The organism is Symbiopectobacterium sp., assembly GCF_047692315.1.
GTDB lineage: Bacteria > Pseudomonadota > Gammaproteobacteria > Enterobacterales > Enterobacteriaceae > Symbiopectobacterium.
On record NZ_JBLLJS010000012.1, the window covers coordinates 190,199 to 217,011 of the forward strand.

General features: G+C 48.7%; 21 protein-coding genes, 7 pseudogenes and 1 other annotated feature. Of the genes and pseudogenes, 4 read left to right on the plus strand and 24 right to left on the minus strand.

What is annotated here, in order from left to right:
- Positions 1–77: 77 nt before the first annotated feature.
- Positions 78–1,777: pseudogene (locus ACMZI0_RS05210) on the plus strand (ABC transporter ATP-binding protein).
- 159 nt (positions 1,778–1,936) lie between these two features.
- Positions 1,937–2,362 carry a nitrous oxide-stimulated promoter family protein gene (locus tag ACMZI0_RS05215; RefSeq protein ID WP_415672174.1) on the plus strand — a complete coding sequence of 142 codons (426 nt, stop codon included), beginning with the start codon at positions 1,937–1,939 and terminating at the stop codon, positions 2,360–2,362.
- Positions 2,363–2,376: 14 nt separating this feature from the next.
- Here the strand turns inward: ACMZI0_RS05215 and ihfA are convergent, their stop codons facing one another.
- The 8 genes from ihfA to thrS all read right to left on the minus strand — a co-directional run bounded on the left by ihfA (position 2,377) and on the right by thrS (position 9,649).
- Positions 2,377–2,673, minus strand: a complete 297-nt coding sequence (gene ihfA, locus ACMZI0_RS05220) for an integration host factor subunit alpha (RefSeq protein WP_415672175.1) — start codon at positions 2,671–2,673, stop codon at positions 2,377–2,379.
- 4 nt (positions 2,674–2,677) lie between these two features.
- Positions 2,678–5,065, minus strand: coding sequence for a phenylalanine--tRNA ligase subunit beta (gene pheT, locus ACMZI0_RS05225; protein ID WP_415672176.1), 2,388 nt, complete (start codon positions 5,063–5,065; stop codon positions 2,678–2,680).
- Between the two features lie 15 nt (positions 5,066–5,080).
- The gene (gene pheS / locus ACMZI0_RS05230) at positions 5,081–6,064 is read right to left on the minus strand and encodes a phenylalanine--tRNA ligase subunit alpha (protein WP_415672177.1); all 984 of its coding nucleotides are present in this window, start codon (positions 6,062–6,064) and stop codon (positions 5,081–5,083) included.
- A gap of 55 nt (positions 6,065–6,119) precedes the next feature.
- Positions 6,120–6,244, minus strand: a sequence feature (Phe leader region).
- Positions 6,195–6,239: a pheST operon leader peptide PheM gene (pheM, locus tag ACMZI0_RS05235; RefSeq protein WP_415672352.1), complete on the minus strand. Its 45-nt coding sequence runs from the start codon at positions 6,237–6,239 to the stop codon at positions 6,195–6,197. (Overlaps the previous feature by 45 nt.)
- 236 nt (positions 6,245–6,480) lie before the next feature.
- On the minus strand, positions 6,481–6,837 hold the full coding sequence (gene rplT / locus ACMZI0_RS05240) for a 50S ribosomal protein L20 (RefSeq protein ID WP_415672178.1): 357 nt from the start codon (positions 6,835–6,837) through the stop codon (positions 6,481–6,483).
- A 42-nt stretch (positions 6,838–6,879) separates the two neighbouring features.
- Complete coding sequence (gene rpmI, locus ACMZI0_RS05245; protein WP_109054964.1) at positions 6,880–7,077, minus strand: 50S ribosomal protein L35; 198 nt, start codon at positions 7,075–7,077, stop codon at positions 6,880–6,882.
- A 97-nt stretch (positions 7,078–7,174) separates the two neighbouring features.
- Positions 7,175–7,717 (minus strand): translation initiation factor IF-3, encoded by a 543-nt coding sequence (gene infC, locus ACMZI0_RS05250; protein WP_415672353.1) that lies wholly within the window; start codon positions 7,715–7,717, stop codon positions 7,175–7,177.
- Positions 7,718–7,720: 3 nt separating this feature from the next.
- A complete protein-coding gene (gene thrS / locus ACMZI0_RS05255) occupies positions 7,721–9,649 on the minus strand; it encodes a threonine--tRNA ligase (RefSeq protein ID WP_415672179.1) in 1,929 nt (642 codons plus the stop codon).
- A gap of 443 nt (positions 9,650–10,092) precedes the next feature.
- Here thrS and ACMZI0_RS05260 point away from each other — a divergent pair, with 443 nt between their 5' ends.
- Positions 10,093–10,527: an FMN-binding protein gene (locus ACMZI0_RS05260; protein WP_415672180.1), complete on the plus strand. Its 435-nt coding sequence runs from the start codon at positions 10,093–10,095 to the stop codon at positions 10,525–10,527.
- Between the two features lie 75 nt (positions 10,528–10,602).
- Here ACMZI0_RS05260 and ACMZI0_RS05265 read toward each other — a convergent pair.
- From ACMZI0_RS05265 to ACMZI0_RS05335, 15 genes and pseudogenes are all read right to left on the minus strand, one after another.
- A pseudogene (locus tag ACMZI0_RS05265) lies at positions 10,603–11,858 on the minus strand (amino acid permease).
- A 124-nt stretch (positions 11,859–11,982) separates the two neighbouring features.
- Positions 11,983–12,252 (minus strand): YebO family protein, encoded by a 270-nt coding sequence (locus ACMZI0_RS05270; protein WP_415672181.1) that lies wholly within the window; start codon positions 12,250–12,252, stop codon positions 11,983–11,985.
- 89 nt (positions 12,253–12,341) lie between these two features.
- Positions 12,342–12,467, minus strand: coding sequence for a hypothetical protein (locus ACMZI0_RS05275; RefSeq protein ID WP_415672182.1), 126 nt, complete (start codon positions 12,465–12,467; stop codon positions 12,342–12,344).
- Between the two features lie 34 nt (positions 12,468–12,501).
- On the minus strand, positions 12,502–12,921 hold the full coding sequence (locus ACMZI0_RS05280) for a GNAT family N-acetyltransferase (RefSeq protein WP_415672183.1): 420 nt from the start codon (positions 12,919–12,921) through the stop codon (positions 12,502–12,504).
- Between the two features lie 81 nt (positions 12,922–13,002).
- A complete protein-coding gene (kdgR, locus tag ACMZI0_RS05285; protein WP_415672184.1) occupies positions 13,003–13,794 on the minus strand; it encodes a DNA-binding transcriptional regulator KdgR in 792 nt (263 codons plus the stop codon).
- Positions 13,795–14,119: 325 nt separating this feature from the next.
- A pseudogene (gene ogl, locus ACMZI0_RS05290) lies at positions 14,120–15,281 on the minus strand (oligogalacturonate lyase).
- A 302-nt stretch (positions 15,282–15,583) separates the two neighbouring features.
- Positions 15,584–16,465, minus strand: a complete 882-nt coding sequence (gene htpX, locus ACMZI0_RS05295; RefSeq protein WP_415672185.1) for a protease HtpX — start codon at positions 16,463–16,465, stop codon at positions 15,584–15,586.
- Positions 16,466–16,736: 271 nt separating this feature from the next.
- A pseudogene (locus ACMZI0_RS05300) lies at positions 16,737–17,960 on the minus strand (OFA family MFS transporter).
- A gap of 177 nt (positions 17,961–18,137) precedes the next feature.
- Positions 18,138–18,470, minus strand: a pseudogene (locus ACMZI0_RS05305) (LytTR family DNA-binding domain-containing protein); the annotation flags it as partial.
- A gap of 88 nt (positions 18,471–18,558) precedes the next feature.
- Positions 18,559–19,521, minus strand: a pseudogene (locus ACMZI0_RS05310) (LytS/YhcK type 5TM receptor domain-containing protein); the annotation flags it as partial.
- Between the two features lie 109 nt (positions 19,522–19,630).
- Positions 19,631–21,796, minus strand: a pseudogene (locus ACMZI0_RS05315) (putative bifunctional diguanylate cyclase/phosphodiesterase).
- A 656-nt stretch (positions 21,797–22,452) separates the two neighbouring features.
- On the minus strand, positions 22,453–22,704 hold the full coding sequence (locus tag ACMZI0_RS05320) for a hypothetical protein (protein WP_415672186.1): 252 nt from the start codon (positions 22,702–22,704) through the stop codon (positions 22,453–22,455).
- Positions 22,705–22,957: 253 nt separating this feature from the next.
- Positions 22,958–24,370, minus strand: a complete 1,413-nt coding sequence (locus ACMZI0_RS05325; protein WP_415672187.1) for an inositol phosphate phosphatase SopB — start codon at positions 24,368–24,370, stop codon at positions 22,958–22,960.
- Positions 24,318–24,749 carry a hypothetical protein gene (locus tag ACMZI0_RS05330; protein WP_415672188.1) on the minus strand — a complete coding sequence of 144 codons (432 nt, stop codon included), beginning with the start codon at positions 24,747–24,749 and terminating at the stop codon, positions 24,318–24,320. Before ACMZI0_RS05330 ends, ACMZI0_RS05325 begins: the two co-directional genes overlap by 53 nt.
- Positions 24,750–24,986: 237 nt before the next feature.
- The gene (locus ACMZI0_RS05335) at positions 24,987–25,193 is read right to left on the minus strand and encodes a DNA polymerase III subunit theta (RefSeq protein ID WP_415672189.1); all 207 of its coding nucleotides are present in this window, start codon (positions 25,191–25,193) and stop codon (positions 24,987–24,989) included.
- A 215-nt stretch (positions 25,194–25,408) separates the two neighbouring features.
- On the opposite strand from ACMZI0_RS05335, the gene ACMZI0_RS05340 reads away from it, so the two are divergent.
- On the plus strand, positions 25,409–25,627 hold the full coding sequence (locus ACMZI0_RS05340; RefSeq protein ID WP_415672354.1) for a KTSC domain-containing protein: 219 nt from the start codon (positions 25,409–25,411) through the stop codon (positions 25,625–25,627).
- 114 nt (positions 25,628–25,741) lie between these two features.
- On the opposite strand, the gene ACMZI0_RS05345 is transcribed toward ACMZI0_RS05340, so the two are convergent.
- Positions 25,742–26,563 (minus strand): gluconate 5-dehydrogenase, encoded by an 822-nt coding sequence (locus ACMZI0_RS05345; protein ID WP_415672190.1) that lies wholly within the window; start codon positions 26,561–26,563, stop codon positions 25,742–25,744.
- Positions 26,564–26,813: the final 250 nt, after the last annotated feature.

The following is a 26,813-nucleotide window of genomic DNA, read 5'->3' on the forward strand; positions in this document are numbered from 1 at the left end:
ACTTGTATCACTCCCTTCAGCAGGCAATACCTGTTATAGTGCTTTTCACATTTATTTAACTCAGTTCATCGTATTGTATGTTAAAGCGTTTTTTTGCTTACTATGCCCCTTACAAGGGGCTGTTTGTTCTTGATTTCGGTTGTGCCATCATCGCCGGTTTGCTCGAACTTGGTTTTCCAATGGCCATTAAGGCATTTATCGACAAGCTGTTGCCTGCTCAGGATTGGTCACTCATTTTGCTCGCCTCTGTTGCCTTGCTGCTGGTCTATCTGCTCAATACGGCGCTGATGGCCGTCGTCAACTATTGGAGGCATGCGCTGGGCGTCGGCATCGAAACCGATATGCGTCGCCAGGCTTTTGAGCATCTGCAAAACCTGCTGTTCCGTTATTTCGATAATATGAAAACCGGGCATATCATCACTCATGTGACTAAAGATCTTGAAGAGGTTGGCGAAGTCGCCCACCTCGGTCCGGAAGATCTGTTTCTCGCCATCATGACCTTCATCGGTGCCTTTATTCTCATGGCAACTGTGCATCTTCCTCTGGCGATGATTACCGTGGTGATCGTGCCAGCCGCTATGGCGCGCAGATGACCGACACCTGGCGGCGCCTGTTCGGTCAGGTGGGTAACTTTAATGCCCGCATCGAAGAGAGCATTGGCGGCATCCGCGTGGTTAAGGCGTTTGCCAACGAGTCTCATGAAAAGGCACTGTTTGCACAGGACAACGAGAACTACCGCACCATCAAGCTGCAAGCCTACCGCATCATGACCGCCAGTCTGACGCTGAGCTATCTGAGTACACGACTGATTCAGTTGATCATCATGCTGGCAGGGATTTGGTACGTCATTGAAGGTGAGTTATCCTACGGCGGTTTTATCGGTTTCCTGTTGCTGATTGAAGTGTTCTTCCGCCCTGTCGCCAAGATCACTTCTGTGCTAGAGAGCTATCCGAAAGGAATTGCGGGATTTAAGCACTTTACCCAATTGCTGGACACGGTGCCTGAAATCAAAGATGCTCCCGATGCACGTGCCATCACGCACCTCAACGGCGATATTCGCTTCGATCACGTTAGCTTTGGCTACACTCCCGATCGCCCGACGCTGCATGATATTACCCTCTCTATCAGCGCAGGAGAAACAGTGGCATTTGCCGGTCCTTCTGACGCTGGCAAAACCACCCTGTGTTCTCTGCCGCCACGCTTTTATGATTTAAACGCAGGGGCTATCACCATTGATGGTATTGATATCCGTGGCATGACGCAGGCGTCATTACGCCACCAGATCGGCATCGTGCAGCAGGATGTCTTTTTGTTCGGCGGCACCATCCGCGAAAATATTGCCTACGGCAAGCTGGGGGCGAGCGATGAAGAAGTGATGCATGCCGCCCAACGCGCCAAGCTGGATGAGTTGATCGCAACGCTGCCAGACGGGTTGGATACCGTCGTCGGCGAACGTGGGGTGAAACTCTCCGGCGGGCAAAAACAGCGTTTGTATATTGCGCTGATTTTCCTCAAGAATCCGCCGATCCTGATTTTGGATGAAGCGACCTCAGCACTCGATACCGCGACAGAGCAGGCTATTCAGCAATCGTTAAGTGAACTGTCAAGCGGACTCACCACCTTGGTGATCGCACACCGCTTGGCAACCATTCAAAACGCAGACCGTATCGTGGTGGTGGATGAGGGCCGCATTATTGAGCAAGGCAGTCATCAGACCCTGCTGGATAACAACGGCAGCTATGCCACTCTGCACCAGGCACAGTTTGGTCAAGCCTAACCTTTTCATTCAATACCCATGATTTAGAGGCGAGAGATATATCTCTCGCCTTTTTCATTCTCCCCCTTTTTTTCCCTACTTTTTGACATCCATGGTTTATCACCCAATAAAATGCATTTAAAATACATCAATAATAACAAATGCATTGAGGTGCGAACCGTGGCACGAAAACCAATGGGAAAATATCGTCTGCGAGAATTACGTACCGTTCTGCTGATGATAGACCTCTATGAGAAGCACCATCGCGCAGATGCTGAGAGTGACGATCGCTACCGACAGCTTTCTGCCTATGCTACCAATCGCCTCGAACGTTGCCAGTTTGGCGAAGATAAGCCCGCCTGCAAGCACTGTCCTATCCATTGCTACCAGCCGGCCAAACGAGAACAGATTCGGGCCATCATGCGTTGGTCTGGGCCGCGGATGTTGCTGCACCACCCTATTCTGGCGATACGCCACTTGATTGACGATCATCGCCCTGTACCGGTGCATTCCCCACGGCAGGAAGTCGCGGTGCGCACGCGCCAACCTTCCACAACACCTTCAGATAACGACATAAAAAAGGCCGCTGACGCGGCCTTTTTGTGAATAGCATGTGAAAACTACTCTTTAGGAGAGGCGCTCTCGACTCTGCTTTTGAGCTTTTGCCCTGGACGGAAGGTGACCACCCGGCGCGCCGTAATCGGAATATCTTCACCCGTTTTAGGGTTACGTCCCGGCCGTTGGTTCTTATCGCGCAGATCGAAATTACCAAATCCCGATAACTTTACCTGCTCACCATTTTCCAGAGCGCGGCGAACCTCTTCAAAAAAAAGTTCGACGAGTTCTTTGGCATCCCGTTTACTCAGCCCAAGCTTTTCAAACAGGTATTCTGACATTTCAGCTTTAGTAAGCGCCATAGGTTCAATCCCTCAAGGATGCTTGGAATCGCTGTTTTAGTGCCTCTACGCATTGTGATACGGTAGCGGCAATATCCTCTTCTGCCAGTGTACGAGAGGTATCTTGCAATACCAGACTGATCGCCAGGCTCATATACCCTTCTTCCACGCCCTTGCCTCGGTACACGTCAAACAAGTTTACGCCAACTAACTGATTTTCGCCAACTTTCTTACATTCTGACAAAACTTCCCCTGCCGACACGTTTTCTGCCACCACAACAGCGATGTCACGACGGTTCGACGGGTAGCGAGAAATTTCGCTCGCCTCAGGAACCACGCGGTCTGCGACCTTGTTCCAGCTCAATTCGAACACCACAGTACGGCCGTTCAGATCCAGCTTACGTTCCAGTTCCGGATGGATAACACCAATAAAACCAACCGGTTCCCCTGCCAGATAAATAGCTGCACTCTGACCAGGATGCAACGCCGGATGCGATTCGGCTTTGAACGTAATTTCCGAAAGTTTACCCGTCAGTGACAACAGAGCTTCTAAATCCCCTTTGAGATCATAGAAGTCAACTGTCTGACGCGCCAGATCCCAATGCTCATCATAGCGATTCCCGGTAATCACGCCAGCCAGCATAACGTCCTGACGAATACCAAGTTTATCCTGACTATCAGGAACGAATCTTAAACCGCTTTCAAAGAGGCGCAGGCGGCTCTGTTGGCGGTTTTGGTTATAAACAACGGCACCGAGCAAACCACTCCACAACGACAGACGCATTGCTGACATTTCTGTAGAAATTGGGCTCGGCAGAATCAGTGCCTCTTCGCCGGGATGAATCAGCGATTGCACTTTAGGATCGACGAAGCTGTAGGTAATCGCTTCCTGATAGCCACGATCGACCAGCAGCGTCTTCACGCGTTTTAACGAGAGATCCGCTTCGCGGTGTGACGTCATGGTCAGCGGAGCATGGGTCGGGATATTAGGAATATTGTTGTAGCCGTATACGCGGGCAACCTCTTCCACCAGATCTTCTTCGATCTCCATGTCAAAACGCCAGCTCGGTGCTACAGCAGTCCAGCCTGCCTCGATACGTGCCACGTCGCAACCGAGACGAGTCAGAATATCGCTCACCTGATCGTCCGAAACAACATGCCCAATCAACCGATCCAGTTTTTCTCTGCGCAGTGTAATCGTGGCACGCACAGGTAAGTGTGCTTCACTGGTCACATCCACCACCGGTCCAGCTTGACCACCGCAGATGCTGAGCAGCAATTGGGTAGAGCGTTCCATCGCTTTATACTGCAACGCCGGATCGACACCGCGTTCGTAACGGTGAGACGCATCCGTATGCAAACCATGGCGACGGGCACGTCCGGTAATAGCCAGCGGGTTGAAATAAGCGCATTCCAGCAGCACGTTACGGGTTTCACCGTTTACGCCAGAATGTTCACCACCAAAAATCCCGCCCATGGCCAGCGCTTTACTCTGATCGGCAATCACCAAGGTATCCGCATTGAGCGTCGCTTCGTTGCCGTCCAGCAGTGTCAGGGTTTCCCCTTCCTGCGCCAGACGAACCACGATACCGCCATTCAAGCGGTCCAGATCGAAGGCATGCATCGGCTGCCCCAACTCCAGGAGCACGTAGTTGGTGACATCCACGACCGCATCGATGGAGCGAATACCGCAACGGCGCAGCTTCTCGCGCATCCACAGCGGTGTAGCCGCTGTCACATCGATACCCTTGACCACACGGCCCAGATAGCGTGGGCACGCGTCTGCCGCCTCTACGCGAATTGGGAAGGTATCAGACAGGGTCGCAGTGACCGGTGTAATTTCCGGTGCCGTCAGCGGCAGTTGGTTTAACACCGCAACATCACGTGCCACACCAATAATGCTCAGGCAGTCAGCGCGGTTAGGCGTCACACTGATTTCGATAGCGTTATCATCCAGTCCCAGATAAGCGCGAATATCGGTACCGATCGGCGCATCGTGCGGCAGCTCAATGATGCCGCTGTGATCTTCAGAAATACCCAGTTCCGAGAACGAGCACAGCATCCCTTCTGACAGTTCACCGCGTAATTTAGCGGCCTTGATTTTAAAATCGCCCGGCAACACGGCACCGATAGTGGCGACGGCGACGCGCAGTCCCTGACGGCAATTGGGTGCACCACACACGATATCCAGCAGGCGCTCACCACCTACGTTGACTTTCGTTACGCGCAGCTTATCGGCATTGGGATGCTGACCACATTCAACGACTTCACCCACCACCACGCCATGAAAAGCACCGGCAACCGCTTCAACGCCATCCACTTCCAGGCCGGCCATGGTAATCTGTTCTAACAGTTCCTCACTGCTGATCGCCGGGTTCACCCACTCGCGCAGCCAATGTTCACTGAATTTCATAATGCTGTACCCGCCTTACTTAAACTGTTTGAGGAAGCGAAGATCGTTTTCGAAGAATGCGCGTAAATCGGTTACGCCATAGCGCAACATGGTCAGACGCTCCATCCCCATGCCAAATGCGAAGCCGGAATACACTTCCGGATCGATACCGACGTTACGCAATACATTCGGATGCTCCATGCCGCAGCCCAGCACTTCCAGCCACTTACCGTTTTTACCCATCACATCCACTTCGGCTGATGGCTCAGTAAACGGAAAATAAGAGGGGCGGAAGCGCACCTGTAAATCTTCTTCGAAGAAGTTACGCAGGAAATCGTGCAACGTGCCTTTCAGGTTGGTAAAGCTGATGTTTTTATCCACGATCAGCCCTTCCATTTGATGGAACATCGGTGTGTGTGTCTGGTCGTAGTCATTACGGTAGACACGACCTGGGGCGATAATGCGGATTGGCGGCTGCTGTTTTTCCATGGTACGAATTTGTACCCCAGAAGTTTGGGTACGCAGCAGACGCGTGGCATCAAACCAGAAGGTATCATGATCGGCGCGCGCAGGATGGTGCCCAGGAATATTTAACGCATCGAAGTTGTAATAGGCATCTTCGATTTCCGGGCCGGTTGCCACAGAGAAACCCAATTCGCCGAAGAAGGTTTCGATACGATCGATCGTACGCGTTACCGGATGCAGGCCACCATTTTCCATAGTGCGGCCCGGCAGGGAAACATCGATGGTTTCTTCTGCCAGACGTGCGTTTAAAACTGCCGACTCCAGCGCCTGTTTACGGGCATTCAATGCTTCTTGCACATCCTGCTTCGCCTGATTGATAACCGCCCCCGCTGCGGGACGTTCTTCGGTAGGTAAATCACGTAGCGATGTCATTTGCAGGGTCAAATGCCCCTTTTTGCCCAGGTATTCGACACGCACATTTTCCAGCGTCGCAATATCCTGAGCCGCGTCTATGGCTGTTCTGGCATTCGCTACCAGCCCTGCGAGATGTGGCATTGCATTCCTCTTCTTCTGCCTGTATGGCCAGTTATCATGATTAGAACCAAAAGCAAACAAAAAAGCCTCCCGGCGGGAGGCTTCAAGCGCTATTTTTCGTTTCTTTTCTTACGCGCAAAGCCTCCTGAAATCAGGTGATAAAGTAAAAAAAGAAACGGAAAATAGCAGTAGTCATACTTGCGTTACCTTAACGTCAATACTCTTGCGCGTCACCCGTGTCAATATTCACAGTCAATACCATTACCAACAAACACGCTTGCTATAAAAATTTTATCAAAAACAGCAATGCCTTATTGGAAATCGACGCGAATAAAAAGTCAATCACTACTGTTGCGGATATCGTTCAATATGACACAGGATCGCACTGACGTCTCCTTAAACGAAAAGAGGGAGCCAGGCTCCCTCTTTCCACTGGCTTACGCCAGGGCTGCTTTCGCTTTTTCGACCAGAGCAGAGAATGCCACTTTGTCGAATACAGCGATATCAGCCAGAATCTTACGGTCAATTTCAACAGAGTTTTTTTTCAGGCCGTTGATGAATTTGCTGTAAGACAAGCCATTTTGGCGAGCTGCTGCATTGATACGTGCAATCCACAGCTGGCGGAATTGACGTTTACGTTGACGACGGTCGCGGTAAGCGTATTGACCAGCTTTGATTACTGCCTGGAAGGCAACACGGTAAACGCGCGAACGGGCACCGTAGTAACCTTTCGCTTGTTTCAGAACTTTCTTGTGACGTGCACGAGCAACCACACCACGTTTTACGCGAGCCATATGCTCTCCCCTAAAGTCTTATTCTTGATTCAAAAAGGTTACTTATGCGTACGGCAGACATGCGACAACCAGGCCCAGATCTCCTTTGGAGACCATGCCTTTCGGACGCAGATGACGTTTACGTTTAGTCGCTTTTTTGGTCAGAATATGACGCAGGTTAGCATGCTTACGCTTAAAACCACCTTTGGCAGTCTTTTTAAAGCGTTTAGCGGCGCCACGTACTGTTTTGATTTTTGGCATGTTAATTTCCACTTCGCATTGTTGATATAACGAATCAGCTAAGGCGAACAAAACCCGTGCGATGCGGACACCGCACGGGTTCTATTACTTGAATGCCTTACTGTTTCTTCTTCGGTGCGAGCACCATGATCATCTGGCGGCCTTCGATCTTCGTTGGGAAGGATTCGACCACTGCCAGTTCACTCAGATCGTCACGAACGCGGTTAAGCACTTCGATACCAATCTGTTGGTGCGCCATTTCACGCCCGCGGAAACGCAGGGTGATCTTGGCCTTGTCACCGTCTTCCAGAAAGCGAACCAGGTTGCGTAGTTTGACCTGATAATCGCCATCATCGGTACCAGGACGGAACTTGATTTCCTTAACCTGGATAACTTTTTGTTTCTTCTTTTGTTCCTTGGTAGCCTTACTCTTCTCGTAGAGGAACTTGCCGTAATCCATGATTCGGCAAACCGGCGGCTCGGCGTTCGGACTGATTTCAACTAAATCAACACCTGCTTCCCCGGCTTTCTCTAACGCTTCATTCAGACTGACAATGCCAATCTGCTCGCCATCGACGCCTGTTAGGCGTACCTCTTGCGCGCGAATTTCTCTGTTGATGCGATTAGGACGCGCCGGTTGAACTCGTTTTCCGCCTTTAATACCTTATTCCTCCAACTGATGAAGATTACGGCTGCGAATTTCTTGCTGCAGCTGCTTGATCACTTCGTTAACGTCGATGCTTCCCAAATCCTTGCCACGACGGGTGCGAACGGCCACTTTGCCTGCTTCCACCTCTTTATCACCGCAAACAAGCATATAGGGAACACGTCGTAAAGTGTGCTCGCGGATTTTAAAGCCTATTTTCTCATTTCTCAAGTCCGCTTTTACACGAATACCTGCATCTTGCAGTTTTCGCGTCAATTCACTGACATATTCGGACTGTCCATCGGTGATATTCATCACCACAGCCTGCACCGGTGCCAGCCAGGTTGGGAAGAATCCAGCAAACTCTTCGGTAAGAATACCGATGAAACGCTCCATGGATCCCAAAATGGCGCGGTGAATCATCACCGGTACCTGACGCTCGTTGTTTTCGCCAACATAAGAGGCACTTAAACGGCCCGGCAGCGAGAAGTCGAGCTGCACCGTACCACATTGCCAGGCGCGATCCAAACAATCGTGCAAAGTAAATTCAATTTTCGGGCCATAGAATGCCCCTTCGCCCGGCTGATAATCGAACGGAATGCCATTCTCCGTCAGCGCAGCCGCCAAATAATGCTCAGCGCGATCCCACATTTCATCGCTGCCAATGCGTTTTTCAGGGCGCGTGGAAAGCTTAACAACGATTTTTTCAAAGCCGAAGGTGCTGTACATGTCGTACACCATCTTGATACAGCTATTCACTTCTGCACGAACCTGTTCTTCAGTACAGAAAATATGGGCGTCATCCTGAGTAAACCCACGCACGCGCATCAAACCGTGCAGAGAACCCGATGGCTCATTGCGATGGCAGCTGCCGAACTCGGCCATACGCAGCGGCAAATCACGGTAAGATTTCAAACCTTGATTAAAGATCTGCACATGACCCGGGCAATTCATCGGCTTAATGCAATATTCACGGTTCTCTGAAGAGGTCGTGAACATGGCTTCTTTATAGTTTTCCCAGTGCCCGGTTTTTTCCCACAGCACACGGTCCATCATAAAGGGCCCTTTCACTTCCTGATACTGGTACTCTTTGAGCTTCATGCGCACAAAGGCTTCCAGTTCGCGAAATACCGTCCAGCCGTCGTTGTGCCAGAACACCATACCCGGTGCTTCTTCCTGCATATGATACAGGTCAAGCTGTTTACCAATCTTGCGGTGATCGCGCTTGACGGCTTCTTCCAGACGCTGTAAATAGGCATCCAGCTGTTTTTTATCTGCCCAAGCTGTACCGTAGATACGTTGCAGCATCTTGTTTTTGCTATCGCCACGCCAGTAAGCGCCCGAGGTTTTCTGCAATTTAAAATGATGGCAGAAACGCATGTTAGGCACATGCGGGCCACGGCACATATCAATGTATTCTTCGTGGTGATATAAACCGGGGCGATCGTCGTGGCTGATATTCTCATCCAGAATAGCAACTTTGTAAGTCTCGCCACGCGCAGCGAACGTATCACGCGCTTCTTGCCAACTGGCTTTTTTCTTGATGACGTCGTAATCTTTGTCGGCCAGTTCATGCATGCGCTTTTCAAGCAGATCGATATCTTCCTGCGTCAGCGTGCGATCCAAATCAACATCATAATAAAAACCGTTATCGATGACCGGACCGATTGCCATTTTGGTATCAGGCCACAGTTGCTTGATAGCGTGTCCCAACAGGTGTGCACAAGAGTGGCGCAGGATTTCCAGCCCCTCTTGATCCTTGGCGGTGATGATCGCCAATTGGGCGTCGGATTCAATCAGGTCGCAGGCATCTACCAGTTCACCGTTCGCGCGTCCCGCGATACAGGCTTTCGCCAGACCCGGGCCAATATCCAGAGCAACATAAAGAGGAGAAACGGCACGATCGTAATGGCGCTGACTTCCATCAGGAAGAGTAATAACAGGCATTCTAGTTCCCTTATTCGCAGTGGTGACCCGCACGAAAGATCACATACGAAAATTAATTCATTTATTTTTCAAAACGTTGTGTAACCATCTAACCAACCGTCGTTAAATTGGTACACCTGGTAAAAATCAAAATCCCACTGAGTGTGGGATTGGTGACAAACATCATGCTACCACCATTAGCAGGGATGAACCAGCCACTTACAGCGTCTCTTATTGGGTGGAATAGCCACATTTTCCCGATTACTGATGCCAGTTTGTCTTACCGGTCACAAATAACCATAAAATTATAATGGTTATAACGTCATTTTGTTAAGCAGAACACTATTTAACTAAAGTCAGCGGTACGCTTTGTCCACTATTGGTGCCCGAAATTGGCCCCAGCAGACAGATTACTTCACGCATTTACACACAAATACACTGATAAGAATTTTGAGGATGAAACCATGAAAATGAAGTTCATACCCATTGTTATGGCTAGCCTTTTCGCTGTGGGTGCCCACGCCGCTGATGGCGCTATCAAAGATGGAACATACCGTGCGGAAACCGTCAATTTTGATGATAAAGGATGGAAACCGTTTGTAGAAGTCACTTATAAAGACGACAAGATTGCCGCAGTAAAATTTGACTACAACAGCCAAAAAGATGGTCACCTGAAAACCACTGATGTGGAATACAACAAAAAGATGAAGGCAGCAACCGGTGCGAACCCTGAGGAGTATACGGTCAAACTGGCTCAAGGATTGGTCGAAAAACAAAACCCGGAAAACGTTGATGGCGTAACTGGCGCCACTCACTCGAGCGAAGATTTTGTCGTGCTGGCAAATGCCGCCATTGCTAATGCAAAAGCAGGCAAAACCGACGTAGCAAAAGTCGAGTAACACACACTTCTGCACTTCATCGCCGGTGTCTACTATATGCCACCGGCGATATCCGCAAAAACCAACTTAATCCTGCTATTCTTTCACACCATGCGCCAGCACTTCTGCTGCTTTACGCCGCTGAGACAGGTAGAGACCCAACCAGATAACGCCGACCCAGACAGGGATTAACAGCACAGAAATTCGGATGCCCGGCGTCATTAACATGATAATCAAGATCGCAGCCAAGAAGAGCAGGCACAGGTAGTTGCCATAAGGATAGAGAATCGCTTTACGGAAACGCAGGTGCGCCATGCAGATCATGATCCAGTTAATCACCAGCGTTGACACGACCAGCGCCATCAGGAGCTCAAAGGCTTTGCCCGGCATCACATAGTTAATGAGCACGCCAATAGACGTTGCCAACGCGGAAAGCGCAATGGAGCGCACTGGTACGCCGCGCTCATTCACGCGCGAAAGCCAACGCGGCGCATTACCTTGAGTGGCAAGACCAAATAGCATACGGCTATTGCAGGTACACCCCGCTGTTGTATACCGATAGCGCAGCGGTTAATACCACCAGATTCAGTACATTAGCGATCGCGTTACTGTCTAACGCATGGAAAATCATTACAAAAGGACTGCCGCCGCTGACGACGTTTTGCCACGGATAGAGCGACAACAGAATACCCAGTGAGCCGATATAAAAGATCAGAATACGGTATACCACCTGATTGGTTGCTTGCGGAATAGAGCGTTTAGGATCAGCCGCCTCGGCCGCCGTGCTGCCACAGATTGCGCACCGTAGCCTGCTCTCCGCCCTTCCCGCTTAGCAGCAGCCAGGCGCCAAAACCAATCATGCCGAGGATGGCTAACACCTTAATGATGGCGAACCAGAATTCGGTTTCACCATACACCTTCACATTCACCAGGTTGATCGCATTGATCAGGATAAAAAAGACGGCTGCCGACACCCAGGTAGGCACATCAGGCCACCAATACTGGATATAGATCCCTACTGCCGTAAGCTCAGCCATTCCCACCAGGATAAACATCGCCCAATAGTTCCAGACAGCGAGGAAGCCAGCAAAGCTGCCCCAATACTTATAGGCGAAATGGCTGAACGATCCCGCAACGGGCTCCTCAACGACCATTTCACCTAACTGGCGCATAATCAGGAAAGCAATAATGCCTGCAACACCGTAACCCAATAGCACAGAAGGCCCGGCCATCTGAATGGTTTGGGATATACCTAAAAAGAACCCGGTGCCTATCGCGCCGCCTAACGCGATTAATTGAATATGGCGATTCTTCAATCCCCGTTTTAAAACCAGCTCACTCTCTACCGCCATATTTTATTCACTTTTCCATTTGCTGTTTTTGATTATTGTACGCACATCACTACGCTTGCAGCGTTTATACGTCATGTAGAAGCAACGCTGTTAGAAGCAGCGTCTGCCCCTTTTACAATCCGTCTTAGCGTTCGGGAATAACGTTAAACGCATCCAATTCTGGCACGGGATCATCAGGTTGATGCATCGCGGTTTCAGGCTCAAGCGGCGTACTAAACGCAGTGGCGGGTGCTAACGTTTGGAGCAGCGCCGTTTGAATACGTTGCTGTTCCAAAATTTCTTGTAACAGGCGGATCTTTTCATTGGCACGGACGCTGGCTCTGTTGACAAAAAACCACACCAGCGCGGCGAACAGTACCATCAACATGATAAAAACAATCTGTAAAATATTCACAACAACCCCAACTCATACTCTCAACCCAAGCATATCGGGGCCATACTATCACTTCGTAACCGCCTACGCCTATTACATCCTGCTCATGACTATCCTTTCGGCTGAGACAGCCTAAAATCGGCCAGCGTTTGGATCTGTTTACCTTCAGCATCAAAGTTTTCCTGCGCCAGCCAGGCGATAAATCTTTGCTTAAGTTGCGGCCACTCGTTATCCAACAAAGAAAACCACGCGGTATCACGTGAACGTCCTTTATAAACCACGGCTTGGCGGAAAATTGCCCAAACGCAGAGCGGCACGGCACGACGGCGCATTGAGGCTATCGCATTTCCACTCATAACGCCGATAGCGCAATTGCTCGAAAACATAACCCATCAGCAGATAATGGGCTTCCGTCGCAAGCGGCGTGCGTTTTAACAACTGAGAAAAAGCGACAAAACCCACTTCGATAACCCCATTGCCCACATCTATTCGCATTAACGAGAACGTACCGACCGCCTTATTGTTTAGCGCATCGATAATCACGTAGCATTTAGCATCCTGACGTTGCTCAGTCAGGGTTAAATAATCGCGGTATTCATCTCTGCTCTGAAACGGGCCAACCGGCATGTAAGTCCACAAGGGAAGTGCTTCGCCAACAGGTTGCCCATAGTGGTTTACATTCTGGCCCATAATTCTCTCCCTGTAGATGTTAAAAAGCCCACCATCAGGCAGGCCTTTTCAGCAGTAACCGCTTGTACAGCAAAAGGCGGTTCAGAACGGATAGTCGTGATAGCCCATCTGCTCGGAGATATTTTTTGCTGCGTGATGCAACATAGCAACATATTCGTGCATGCTATCTTCTGCAAAACGAATAGTGGGGAATGAAATACTCAGCCCAGCAATCACTACGCCGAAACGATCGAAGACGGGTACAGCGATACAGCGCAAGCCTTCTTCCTGCTCTTCCTTGTCTTCCCCGAACCCCTGCTGGCGGACAGTGTCAAGCAAAGGCAAAAAATCCTCAGCGCTGCCCACCGTATGCGGTGTGCTGCGGGTAAATTCTACTTTGCTCAGAATCTCTGCTGCTTCGTCACGATCGCGCCATGCCAGTAGGACTTTACCAATTGCCGTGCTGTGCAGTGGATTGCGGCGACCAATACGTGAATACATACGCAGGTTATACATGGAATCGATTTTGTGAATATAAACGATACCATCTTCATCCAACGCACCAAGGTGGATAGTTTCTTTCGTCAGCGCGGACAATTCGCGCATCTGAATATCAGCACTACGAATCAAATCCACATTCTGCAATGCCTTGGCGCCCAGCTCGAACAACTTTAGCGTCAACGAGTACTTCTCGGATTCGCCTTCTTGCGCGACATATCCCAAGGACTTCATCGTCTGCAAAAAACGGTACACTGTACTTTTAGACATCATGACGCGCTGGGAGAGTTCTGTAATACCGATCTCTCTTTCCTCACCTAATGCCTGCAAAATACCAAAAACCTTCAAAACGGACGACACGGAATCGGGCTGTTTATCTAAATCTGCAATAGCCATTTTTTTGGGTACCCTACTCAGTTTTTTTGTTTTAAAAAAATAGAACGATGGTTTTAGTATAAAGGGAACACGCTGATTATGGCAATGGAACAATAACGATAATCAAGGGACTTTCTTACTTATTAAAGTTATTATACCCGTCATACTTCACATTACAGTGGCGTTGGCTACACTCACTCACCCGAATCACTTACCGATGTAAGCTCAGCGGGCTTCACTTCCTTGCCGCCTTACTGCAACGCGAATTATTTAGGGCTTATTCGTCACCGGTAACCCGGTGACGATAGAAGAAACCCCATTCCGTTGCCGGGATGGGGTTCTGGGTTTACTTCCAAACTGAATCAGGCACGGTGGCAAGATAAAGGGCTGGCTTGCCATCCACATCCGAGGTAAACAGGATGCGCTTATTGTCCGGCGTGAAGGACGGGTGCGGGTGCGTTACCTGACGATCGCCTTCCAACACTTTCCAGGAGGTGTTGTGCTGCGTCACGCGGTGTTCTTTACCGGTTTGCAGATTGAACACATACAGGAACGGATCATTTTCAATTTTGTAACCGCCGTTATCTTGTACATCAACGGGTGCATCAGAACCATCACCCACCAACAGCGTACCGTCATAGTTACTCATCAGGTGAGAACATGGCGGCATGACACGCAGTTGCGTATCTTCCATCGTAACCGGGTTGATGCTGCGGATATAACGGTTAGTGTCATCTTTCAGGTAAGATACATAGATCATCGCAGAGCCATCCGGCACCCAGAATTCGTGCGTGCAGCTTTCACCTTCGGCATGCTCTTTCACTTTACGCATGTTGCTGCCGTCTTCATTGATAAACCACATGCGGGCATCCACCATGTCATGCGGGCCTTCATGACAGAAAGCCACTGTGTTGTCGTCGCCTGGACGGTAGATGGGGTGACCCAGCCAGCGTTTTTCCTGAAGAATGGTTTGCGCTTCACCGGTTTTCAGATCGATACGGATCAGGCGGCAACACGGATTGGTGAAATAGAATTCCTGGAATTTTTTCCAGTCAGCGGCTGCCAATCTTCTTTCTTGATCTCGATACCGACCATTTTGGTGCAATCGGAGTTGGCCACCCACGTGCCGTAACCCACCCACTCGTCCGGTACTTGATAGATGGTGGTTTCTTCCGATGTGTTCAGATCGACACGCATCAGATTACGCGTGTTCTTCACAAGTAGAGCGCATCATCTTCAGGCGACATGAAACCACCAAATGTGTTGTCACCCTTACCTTCCTTCAGCTGCGTGGCTTCCTGTGTGTTGAGATCCAGCAGGTAATAGTTCTACGGGCCATCAAATGCGCCACCAAACAGTAGCTTGCTTCCATCATTGGAAAAGCACTTCTGGTAGAAATAGTTGCGATGGCAAATAACATCGGGAGGCGTTAAACGCACCACATCGGTGCCGGTTGCTGCGTCTTGATAGGTATGAAACGAGAGGGGAATCTTTTTGCCTTTGGCCATCGTAAATCCTTAGAACATATCGAAAAGAGATACGGCTAGCACCAGCGGACGACACGTGTCTCGTGACCAGCCGTCACTCTGATGCGATAGATCTGTAATACCAGAATTATAGAAACAATGTTTCATTTTTCCGTGATCACGGTTTTATTTTATGAAACATTCTGCTGATTTTCATCCCCTGTTTTCCTAGTAAAAAAGGAATTTATGCTATCAAGACAGAGATATAGAGGATAACACGTTATTGAAGACAGGGAGCCCATAACGGACTCCTTGTTGTGGAACGGTTTGTTTTTGCGGGAGTTTTATTTCAGATAAGCACCGCTGCGCAGCGCTTCAATACGCTTATCCAACGGCGGATGCGACATAAACAACTCGCTGAAAGATTTCGATTTACCATTGATGCAGAACGCCATCATGCTACTTTCTTCCTGCGGTTCGTAACTGGTCTTCAGACGCTGCAAGGCGGCAATCATCTTCTCGCGGCCCACCAGTTTTGCTGACCCGGCATCCGCATGGAACTCGCGGTAGCGGGAGAACCACATGGTGATAATGCTGGCCAGAATACCAAACACCAGTTCCAGTACGGTTGCCACCGCAAAATAGACCAGTGGATTGCCGTTACTGCTTTCACCTTCATCACGGTTGCCGGAAAGGAAACCGGATGCTACCTGAGCGATCAGGCGTGAGATGAAGATAACAAAGGTGTTCACAATGCCTTGAATTAGCGTCATGGTGACCATATCACCGTTCGCCACGTGACTGATTTCATGGGCGATGACTGCCTCGGCCTCATCACGGCTCATGTTTTGCAGCAAACCGGTGCTTACCGCCACCAGCGACGCATCGCGCCGTGCGCCCGTCGCGAAAGCGTTGATATCTGGTGCGTGGTAAATGGCAACCTGCGGCATTGCAATGCCCGCCTGCTGTGATTGCACTCTCACTGTCTCAAGCAACCAACGTTCTGTTTCATTACGCGGCTGTTCGATCACTTCACCGCCCACCGAGCGCAAAGCCATCCATTTGGACATCAGCAGTGAAACGAACGCACCACCAAAACCAAACAGGCCAGCTATGATCATAAGCCCCTGGACACTGCTGGAACGAATTCCCGTCAGGCTGAGAACCAGCCAGAAAACCAACATCACCGCCAGGTTGGTGATCAGGAAAAGCGCAATACGCATCATAACAGTCTGATTTCCTCTCTAAAGGGATTAACATCACTCACAACACGATGGTATGGGTTATCGCGCCGTTTTCAAGCATTCTTAATCTTCCCATCGCTAAAACGACATAACTTTACATTTTGTAATAACCTTGCCCTCACCGACGGCCCGCGTAACGGTGCGTCGTGGAGTGGCTGTCGAATCATACCGGTGATCCCGTGCTATAAAAAAGCCCCTGGGGGTAACCCAGGGGCTCAGTATGATAAGGCATTGATGAGATAAAAACAGTGTATTACCCACGCGCATGCGCGATTGTCGCCGACACCTCGGGTTGCGAGCGAATGTACTTCGGCGGTTTAATCCACAACGCAATCAGCAGAGACAGCGTTGACAGTACCGCAATGGCGATAAAGGTGGCATGAAAGCCGCCAAACCGTGCTGCGATAAAAGAGCCCGATAGCGCACCGATCCCGAATCCCTGATAGATGACGCCATAATTTTTGCTGTGATGTTTCAGACCAAAGAAATCGCCTACAATGGCCGGGAACACGGTGATATTGCCACCAAAACAGAATGCGACGGCGCTGACGCAGATAAAGAACAGCGCCGGCGACAGCGGCAAGAACGCCATAACGGTAACGGCCAACGCAGTCCAGCATCCCACTTACGACACGCAGGCGCCCTACTTTATCTGACATCTCCCCCCAGCACAATGCGTCCTACCGTGTTAAAAATTGCGATTGCTGACACGGCATCGGCCGCCATTTGTCGATCCATGCCTGCCATTTCCACACCGATATCCTTGACCACGCCAATCAAATACAGGCCACTCATGCACGCTGTAAAGAAGATCACAAATAACAGATAGGCTTCTTTCGTCCCCAACATGTCGCCCAATGTAAAATCCCGCGTGCCGTAGGTAATTTACGTTTTTCCATTGGCGGCCTGTGTTGGTGGTTCTTTTAACAAGGTGCTGCCAAGCCCGATCATCACCATTGCTATCAGTCCCCCAATAGAAAAACGCGTGAGATGCCCCAACCTCTGCAATCAGGAACCTGTTGATATATTTGAATACCAGACTCCAGGTACCAAATGCACCGACAGAGATACCCGCAATGAGCCCTTTACGTTCTGGAAATCATTTGATCAAATTTGACAGCGTGGTGATATAGGCGGTTCCATCAGCAAAGCCCACCACAACCCCCATTAGCAAATACATCCCCAACAAGGATGTCACCCCTGCGCTGGCCATTAATCCCAGGCCCAGCACGATACCGGCACATAACGTTAACGCCGAATGCCAATACGCTCCTGAAATTTACCGGCAAACAGCGTAGCAAAACGCCAGGCTGAAACTGGTGATGGAAAACGTCGTTGCCACAGCGCTGAGCGACCACCCAAAAGTGTCCACCAGCGGTTGGTTAAACAAACTCCAGGTGTAAATTGTCCCCAGTCCCATTTGCGCGATAATCGTACCGAGTACGATTTGGCCAAGGCGTGTTGGTTTGGCATTCATAGGCCGACCTCTTAGTAAAACAGTTCCCAGCAGGAACAACAAAGAAGGTAAGCAGAATGACGATAGTGCCAACACTACAGACCACCCGCTTACGTGTTGGGGCCAGTCTACAAGCGGGATGGCGTGAAAAAAGATCGAATTTGGAACGAGATGCCGCCAGATCGGAATGAAATGCCGTTACAGGCGCATCAATGAACGAAAGGCTTTTACCTTGCTACGGCTTACCGGCACTTCAAATTCCAATTCATGCAGGCGCAGAATGTAGGTGTTATTAAACCAGGGAACGATTTCGCGGATTTTGGTCAGGTTGACACAGTAAGAGCGATGGCAGCGAAAGAAAACCTCTTCCGGTAACCGACTACAAAACTCAGTAATATTCATTGGCATGATAAACGTCTCACGCCGAGTATAGACCAATGTGACTTTTTCCTGAGCGGCTGCATAATAGATTTGATTGATGTCGGTGACAATAATACGTTCATCTTTCATCAGGTTGATGGTGTGCTGCCCAAGCCGTGGTGCATTAGCGGCACTGGCGTTTTCTAATGCAGGCCCAGATTGCCGTAGCTGCCAGGCATTTTCCAGCTTTTGCAGCATGGTGACGATAATAAATCTTCAGCGTGTCCGTGACCTGCCCGTGCTCGAGCAGAGGAATGACAATCATTGAATGGATTTCTGGTGTCAGATGCTGTTCATCATTATTTTTGATAATGATTTTGCCATCGTGAATCACCTGCTGCGTCATGGGACTAATGATGTCATGACCAATATTGTATTTTTCTTCCCCTATGCCAACATAAGCCAAAATATGCTGCGTATTGGTCATCGCAACCGCATCTGCATTGATTTCAGTGCGGATAATACAGCAGATCGCCGCCAGTGAATGACTATTGATATTGCGAAAATACGGCAGCGTTTTATGGGCGATATCCAACGCCAGTTTCGCTTGCCGCGCGGCGATAACCTCTTTCTCATTCGCCACACTCTGCACCAGCAATACGATGAGCCCGATGCAAACCGAACCGGTGATCATCGGAACCGCAATTTTGGAGACAATATCCAGTCCCAGTGCGATCGGCGTTGCCCAGAGCACCACCAGTAACATCGTCAGCGACTCACACATCATGCCGCCAAAAATACCGATGCTCCATTGCTGGTCTTTTTTCACCTTACGATTAATGTAACCCGACGTAATGCCCGCAATAATGCTGGTAATCAGGCAAGGTACTGAGGTGATACCATTAATATCGATCAGATAGCGATGCACGCCAGCAATAGTGCCGGTGGCGATCCCCACCCAAGGACCAAACAAAATCCCTCCCGACATCACGGCAATCACCCTGACGTTAACCAAGGAGCCTTCGACGTTAATCCCGGAATAGGTGCCAAAGAGCGCAAACAAGGAGAAGATAACCGTGACCGCTGCGCGTTCGCGTAGGGAGTGCTCCTCTTTTTGCAGTAGTTGACGAAATTGCCGCGTCCGCGTTAAAAAAAACAGGAAAATCAACATTAACGCGGTGCGTTCAAATACTGCCAGTAACATTTCGAAGATTTCGTGCACACCTAAACCCACATCTACCGCAACACAAGCCTACCACTATAGAAAAAACGTGATCTATATGCCATTTTTTGTTTAGGCATAACGGATGAGATAGAGGAGATGAATTGCGTTAGCGAGATTCGGAGGCCATCTGCGCACTTAGCTGCTGAGTAAAACCCTCTGCTGTCATGGGGTGACCAAACAGGTATCCTTGCGCTTCTTCACAGCCTTTATTGCGTAAACGTTCGCAATGTTCCATGGTCTCAACTCCTTCAGCAATGACGTTCAGGCCAAAACTTTTCCCTAAATAGAGAATAGCACGCACAATCGCTGCATCTGGGGGAGAGTCGCACATGGCACGCACAAAGGTTTGATCGATTTTCAGCCGTGTTACCGGGTAGTTCTTCAGCATGCTTAACGACGCATAGCCCGTCCCATAATCGTCAAATGCAATGCCAATCCCCGCATCGCGCAATACTTTTAACGGCTGTAACATGTTTTCGTCATAGCGCAAAATGATGTTTTCAGTGATTTCCAGTTCCAGCGAACCAGCATCCAATCCCATCAGCGCCAACACCAGCTCAATCTTTTGTGCCAACGTACCGGAACGAAACTGGGCGCTGAACAAATTGATGCTGATACGAAAATTTTTTGCTCCAGAATCACACCACAGCGCGGCCTGGCGACACGCGGTTTCAACCACCCAGTCGCCGATACGTTCAGCCCATGGGCCACGCTCCAGCGCCGCTAAAAAAGCACCGGGTCCCAGCAACCCTTTTTGGGGATGACGCCAGCGCAATAAAGCCTCGGCACCGATAATCTCATTGGTGATCAAATTGACTTGCGGTTGATAAAAAACCCCAAATTCGCTCTGTTCGTAAGCACGAATAAACTCCAATTGAAATGCATGCCTGGCTTGAAAGATTTCACGCATTTCGCGCGTGAAGAAACGGTGACAATTACGCCCTTTCGCTTGATACAACGCCAAATCCGCACTGGTCAGCAAATCCTGTGCAGTAATGCCATGCGTGGGATAAAGCACCATACCTACGCTGGCGCTAATGTTGATCTGGTGCTCCTCCACGATCATCGCCTGCGAAATTTCCTGGATAATGCGCTCCGCCGTCTCGGCTGCGAGTTTGAAATCACTAACGCCCGGTAACAATACTGCGAATTCGTCACCGCCCATGCGCGCAACAAGATCTCCCGCACGCACACTGGACTGAATTTTTTTCGCCACGCTAACCAGTATTTCATCACTCCGCGCATGCCCAAGGCTGTCATTAACATCCTTAAAGCCGTCCAGATCGACCATCATGACGCAAATGGCAAGCTCATCTTTCAGCGCCAGTTCCAGACTAGTGGTCAGCAACGTTCGATTTGCCAATCCTGTCAGCGGATCCATATGCGCCAATAAAAACAGGCGTTCTTCATTACGTCTCCGCTCAGTGATATCACGCAGAATAGCCCCATAACTCACGGTATAGTCATCTGCCCACATGGAAACAGAAAGCTCTACAGGAGTCATGGTACCGTTCCGACTTTGCACGTTTAACTCAACGGTTACGCCTTTGATGAGGTCTTCCTTGTCGCTGACCACGGCGTTGAATTTGTCGATGAAGGCCTTGGGCACAATGGTATCAATGTTATTGCCGATAATTTGCGCGCGGGAGTATTCGAGCATTTTTTCCGCAGACGCATTCCAAAATGTGATAATTCACTTTTAATTCAAACATATAATAGAATCTGGTGAGGTATTGGCAATATTCTCAAAGCGAACCTGACTGGCATTTCGTGCCAGTTCAAGTCGCCGCATTTCCAGTCTATCCATTACTAGTGCGGCTAAATCCTGCATGTTATGTTCGTCTCGGGCGCTCAGCTTGCGCCGGGGTTTAAGGTCAATGATGCACAAGGTTCCGATAGCATAACCTGATAGCGTGCGTAACGGTATCCCCGCATAGAAACGGATATGGGGAGTTCCGACCACCATTGGATTGTCTTTAAAGCGGGAATCGAGACGCGCATCCGGAATCACCAGAAGCTTGCGTCGCAAAATAGTATGCGCACAGAAAGAAGCATCGCGTGACGTTTCACAAATCGATATTCCCAAGCCGGCAGCAAGCAACTGGCGCAGCTCTTCAATCAATGACACCAGTACGATCGGTACATTAAATACGTTTGCCGCCAAATTGAGCAGATTATTCAAACCAGGATCGGAAAGGGTATGGTCGATACCATATTCGCTTAAGGCAGCCAAGCGTTTTGCCTCTTCTTTACTGGTTGGTGCCTGGCCCATACAATGCCTTCTACGCTGCCTATCATCATGACTTTCAGATAATTATGCCATTATAAGATCAAGAGTGCGGATGAATAACGCTTCTCCTATTCACAAGAGTTGGATCGCCCTATCTTGACTCTGGCTCTGATCTTCATACGCTCGTTCGAAATTCAGAACCGGGTTTTCGGTGCCTAAACCCTGTTTTCAAGCGTAGCAAAAAATAGGTAAAAATCTGAGCAAGTATTGATAGTATGGCTGCGTTTTTTACCTCTGTAGCTAAAGAGATTAAAAATTAAGAAACATCGCATATCCTTGGCAACGGTGGCATCATTGAGGCGTGATAAACATCACAACATGGCAGGCATCTAGAGGAATTGGTCTTACCATTGAAAAATCGCGCACGGTGTCAACATGCGCATATCAGGGTAGTTTAATAATATAAGCGGCTTCAAAAAAAGATTGAATAAGATAATACCGTTTCGTGGCATAGCACTCGCCATAATCACGTATGCAGCGCTAAGCAGAATCAATATATAGACTGACTTAAATATCCTTCAGCATATTTCACTACATGCAACACAACTATCAGTTTTAGTCGATATAATACACTATCGATAGCAAATATCCGCTATTCTGACTATTTTTGGTTATCTCATCCCTGAGTATCACCGTTATTATACGGGGAAATAGCTAATGGAATGTTCGGACGTATCATTCTTTGCGTGAATGGTGAGGTTCCACTCGCCAGTATAAGGTACAGTTAAATACACTTCATTTTCAGCACTAATACTGTTGTTCTGCACCACCTCCGGTGTGATGTTCAATTCCGGTGTAGAATCGCTCATATGAATATTAAACGAATTAGAACACCGAACAATTACTGTATCACCACCAAACAGGTTAAGGCATGTGCGAATAACCGACATATTTCCTCCGCAGCATAACGCAATGTTATACCTTCTCGAATCAGTTTAAATTAATGAGGCCATTTCCCAGATGACGGGATTTTCATAACAACAAAAAGCGAGTTCATCGATTGTGATTTAGATCAAGGTTTACTCACGTTTTTACTGTAAGCCAAACTGATTAAAACGGCTCGCGCAACAACCCTAAATTAGCAATATCATACCCACACTTATTACACACCACGGACACAACATCGCAACAATAACGATATTATTACACAAATTCAGATAATCCACGCGTATCTTCAAACACATGATCATCACCGATTCTTTGACGCGTTGACAACGACAGAAGGTTGGGTAATTGTTTTGCGACCTTATTACCTGGAACGCCCGTGTTATACTCTTGAACTTCCTTGTTGCCCCCGTGAAGCAGAATGGTTTGCAACCGTTTTTGTTCGTCACGGTCCAGTGAACTTCCCGGTACGCTGACACTTGAGGTTTGTTTCAATAAACCGATTTCATGCTGATGCATTTTCACTGCTTCGCGTTTGATTTCTGCATCCAGCATGCCTGTTCGATCTTTGCCACTCTTACAATTCCAGCAAGGCATAGCGCCAATTTCATGCGCCAACAAGGAAACGCGCAATGCCGCTTTATACGGTTCTCCTCCATCGCTATGGTGTGTCTTATTGGCCCAAATAGCTTTTAACTGCTGACTTAATATTCTGACCTTTTGTGCATTTTCCGTGGTCGAATGTTTAGACAAATAGTCTCCAACCCATCCTCTAGGCGGTGCGGTTACACTTAAATCATCGCCGAGCAGCGTTTTCAGTGCCACTTCGTTATAACGATCTGCCTGTTTCCACCCCATATTGCCTATGAGCGCAAACTCGTTGACACCAAAGTTGAATGCCGCAACGCTTAGATTCACCGAAGCGTGATAAACATTACCCAGCGAGTCTCTTAACGGAACCAGCAACGGTTGCTGACTTCCCAGTACCCTCCATGCATTCATCTGGTCGTCCATCATCTCTTTCTCAGCCCCAATACCACCAGTAACCAATGATGTCGATGCCAGATTCAGCGACACGGTTTTTCCTTGTTCAGCATCACGCAGCAACTCAGGGCGAGCAAAAAGCGCTGCGGTAACCACCTCCATGGCGCGCGTTTGCGCGCCTAAAAAGCGTGCATCCGAACCTTTTGCCAAGCCGTAGGGAGATAGTGTGCCGTGGCGTATGCCTGTAAATAGATGTTCATCTGACCCCTTTTCGCCAGGGACACTTAATGCTGATATCCATAGGTTCGAGGCATGGGCCGTTTCTTGCGAGGAGGATGAAGCGATCCCCTTATCATTGTAAGGTGTATAAAAAACGTTATATTCCCCCCGTTTCATCTGTCCGGCAGGTATGAACGTACATTGATAGCCCACATCATTATGCTGAAATTGCGTCTCGACTGTTTCCCATTTACGGGTATTGAACACCTCGCGTAAACCCTCTGCAAATGCTTGCTTAGCGTGCACTTTGGCATCATTTTCGCAAAATCCCATATCGATAAACTCTTTCTTCAACATGTTTATCAACAGGGGTTTCATCGTTTTAGCTTTCTGTAAATCCTGCTTGGTGAGTGCTCTATTTTTCGTGTTTTTCGCATGCAGTTTTTGATGAGCCTGATCCAGTAACACCGTAGGATCTCGCCCTAATGCCAACATCGCGTTGGTCGCCGCACTCAGATAATGCCCCTCTAAATACACCCAGCGTTTCTAGTGTGCGAGACTTTGTGGTTAATTGACGGTGATTTTCAACATTCTCTCGCTGCGCGGCCTGGCGAGCTTGGTAATTTTTAATAAGCTGTTCCGCTAAGCCTGTGAAGATCTTTTTCTTATCAGCCCCAATGGCCAACTTCGGTTTCTCAATTACCTGCACTGCAGACTTCAGGTGATTCGTCCATGACTTTCTACCTTCTAAAGTCCCTACACCCTCCATTTTCGTCTTTAAATTGAGTGGATTATTCACATAATACTTCTGCTGCCTAACGCCGCCGACAAAACCATTCACGCCCATCTGATAACGCCTCCGTTCATTGAGCGACAACGTTACTGGTATCAGTTGGAATTAACTACTAATAAACGCCCAATTTAACGGCAACGGAGATACTGGCTGACACGAAGAATCATTGACAGGGAAAAGCGTGGCAGTGGACTGATAAATAACCTATTTTTCATCCCTGAATGCTATTCCCTAAGAAAACATAGCGACATGAGGCATTGAGAAAAACAGATTGCCGCTGCAATCCTCACATCACTCGACCAGTGATTGAGATTTATAGATGCTCCGGTAATGCTCCAACCGAGCTTCAAAATAGGCTCTTTTTTCCGGAGGGATTTTCTGGGCGATTGTATCTGCGCATATTTCACGCTTCTGGCTTTCCATAAAGGCGACTGTGGATGCAGCAAAATCTGCATACTTGTCACTGTATTCGAGAATCATCTTTTCAAAATTGATCATACCGACAGATCCTCCCTTGTGGTCAGCACCATGCTGTATTAAAAATATACAACAGCCTGTGAAAAACACGCTGTAAACGCTGCAGAAAAACATTGCAGTCGATCACAAAGTGAGCAGTCAATTTTCCTATCATAAGATATGCGGGTAACGCTGGATGCCAACTTCCTAAATGCCGTATAGTTTGTCTTTGCTGACAGGTATAGAGGACATACGTGGTGTTGCGGCATTCAGTCACATCGTCCAGAATTCGCGCGATCAGTTACGATCCCCCAAAACGCATATTAGAAATCGCCTTTCATAATGGTGAGATTTATCAGTATCTGGATGTTCCTGAAAAAATTTATAAAAAATACATTTCCGATGCAGTGGTTTCAAAGGGGCGGTTTTTTGATGGCGTGATCAAAGGTAAGTTTTTATGCCGCCGATTGGCATAATACAACCTTCGACGTTTCTCAATGACTGAACGTTGGGAGTAACAAAAATACAAATGGGAGCAGCGCTCCCGTTTGCTAATGAATCAACCAAGACAAACGCCTGGTCAGTGACGATTACGGCTGCTTACCGATGTAAGCCAGAATGCCGCCGTCAACATACAGAATATGGCCATTCACGAAATCGGATGCGTTAGATGCCAGGAATACCGCAGGCCCTTTCAGATCGTCAGTCGTCCCCCAGCGTGCAGCTGGCGTTTTCGCGATGATGAACTGGTCAAACGGATGACGAGAGCCGTCAGCCTGAATTTCACGCAGTGGTGCAGTTTGCGGGGTAGCAATGTAGCCAGGGCCGATACCGTTACATTGAATGTTGGCTTCACCAAATTCAGAACAGATATTTTTGGTCAGCATCTTCAGGCCGCCTTTTGCTGCTGCATATCCGGCAACAGTTTCACGACCCAGCTCACTCATCATGGAACAAATGTTGATGATCTTGCCGTGGCCTTTTTTGATCATTGATGGCAGAACAGCCTTGGAGACGATGAAAGGCGCGTTCAAGTCAACATCAATCACTTTACGAAAATCAGAAACTTCCATTTCAAGCATCGGAGTGCGCTGAATGATGCCGGCATTGTTGACCAGAATATCGATCACACCCACTTCTTCTTCGATTTTCTTGACCGTTGCGTTTACCGCAGCTTCATCAGTTACGTCAAAGACATAGCCGTGCGCTTTCAGACCAGCGTCTTTATAAGCGGCCAGACCTTTTTCGATCGCGTCTTGTTTGATATCGTTAAAAACGATTGTCGCCCCAGCTTCGCCCAATGCACTGGCAATGGCAATGGCAATGGCAATGGCAAAACCAATACCGTAAGAGGCCCCTGTGACCAGAGCCACTTTACCTTCAAGAGAAAACTGCTGCTGATAATTACTCATTTAACCATTCCCATATCGATTTAGCGAAGAGATTAAGAGCGATATGATTCACATCATCGCATCTCTGTAATCGCCCCTTCATACTCCCGTCATCTGATACCGATTAACCAGAAGCGCGGCGCTTACTGTGAGGCTACTGCGTTAGAACAACGTAATCATATCCAGTCCTAGAGTCATAAAATACCACACACCAAAAAAACAAAACATTGTTTCATTTTATAAGCAGCGATATTTTGTGAAAAAGCTATGG

Excerpts from the sequence above, each read along its gene's own strand:
- kdgR (WP_415672184.1), bottom strand. The coding sequence starts at position 13,794 with ATGGCTATTGCAGATTTAGATAAACAGCCCGATTCCGTGTCGTCCGTT.
- htpX (WP_415672185.1), bottom strand. The coding sequence starts at position 16,465 with ATGATGCGTATTGCGCTTTTCCTGATCACCAACCTGGCGGTGATGTTG.
- pheT (WP_415672176.1), bottom strand. The coding sequence starts at position 5,065 with ATGAAATTCAGTGAACATTGGCTGCGCGAGTGGGTGAACCCGGCGATC.
- ihfA (WP_415672175.1), bottom strand. The coding sequence starts at position 2,673 with ATGGCGCTTACTAAAGCTGAAATGTCAGAATACCTGTTTGAAAAGCTT.
- pheS (WP_415672177.1), bottom strand. The coding sequence starts at position 6,064 with ATGCCACATCTCGCAGGGCTGGTAGCGAATGCCAGAACAGCCATAGAC.
- rpmI (WP_109054964.1), bottom strand. The coding sequence starts at position 7,077 with ATGCCAAAAATCAAAACAGTACGTGGCGCCGCTAAACGCTTTAAAAAG.
- ACMZI0_RS05320 (WP_415672186.1), bottom strand. The coding sequence starts at position 22,704 with ATGTCGGTTATTCGCACATGCCTTAACCTGTTTGGTGGTGATACAGTA.
- ACMZI0_RS05345 (WP_415672190.1), bottom strand. The coding sequence starts at position 26,563 with ATGAGTAATTATCAGCAGCAGTTTTCTCTTGAAGGTAAAGTGGCTCTG.
- ACMZI0_RS05335 (WP_415672189.1), bottom strand. The coding sequence starts at position 25,193 with ATGATCAATTTTGAAAAGATGATTCTCGAATACAGTGACAAGTATGCA.
- rplT (WP_415672178.1), bottom strand. The coding sequence starts at position 6,837 with ATGGCTCGCGTAAAACGTGGTGTGGTTGCTCGTGCACGTCACAAGAAA.
- ACMZI0_RS05260 (WP_415672180.1), top strand. The coding sequence starts at position 10,093 with ATGAAAATGAAGTTCATACCCATTGTTATGGCTAGCCTTTTCGCTGTG.
- ACMZI0_RS05330 (WP_415672188.1), bottom strand. The coding sequence starts at position 24,749 with ATGGGCGTGAATGGTTTTGTCGGCGGCGTTAGGCAGCAGAAGTATTAT.
- thrS (WP_415672179.1), bottom strand. The coding sequence starts at position 9,649 with ATGCCTGTTATTACTCTTCCTGATGGAAGTCAGCGCCATTACGATCGT.
- ACMZI0_RS05280 (WP_415672183.1), bottom strand. The coding sequence starts at position 12,921 with ATGGGCCAGAATGTAAACCACTATGGGCAACCTGTTGGCGAAGCACTT.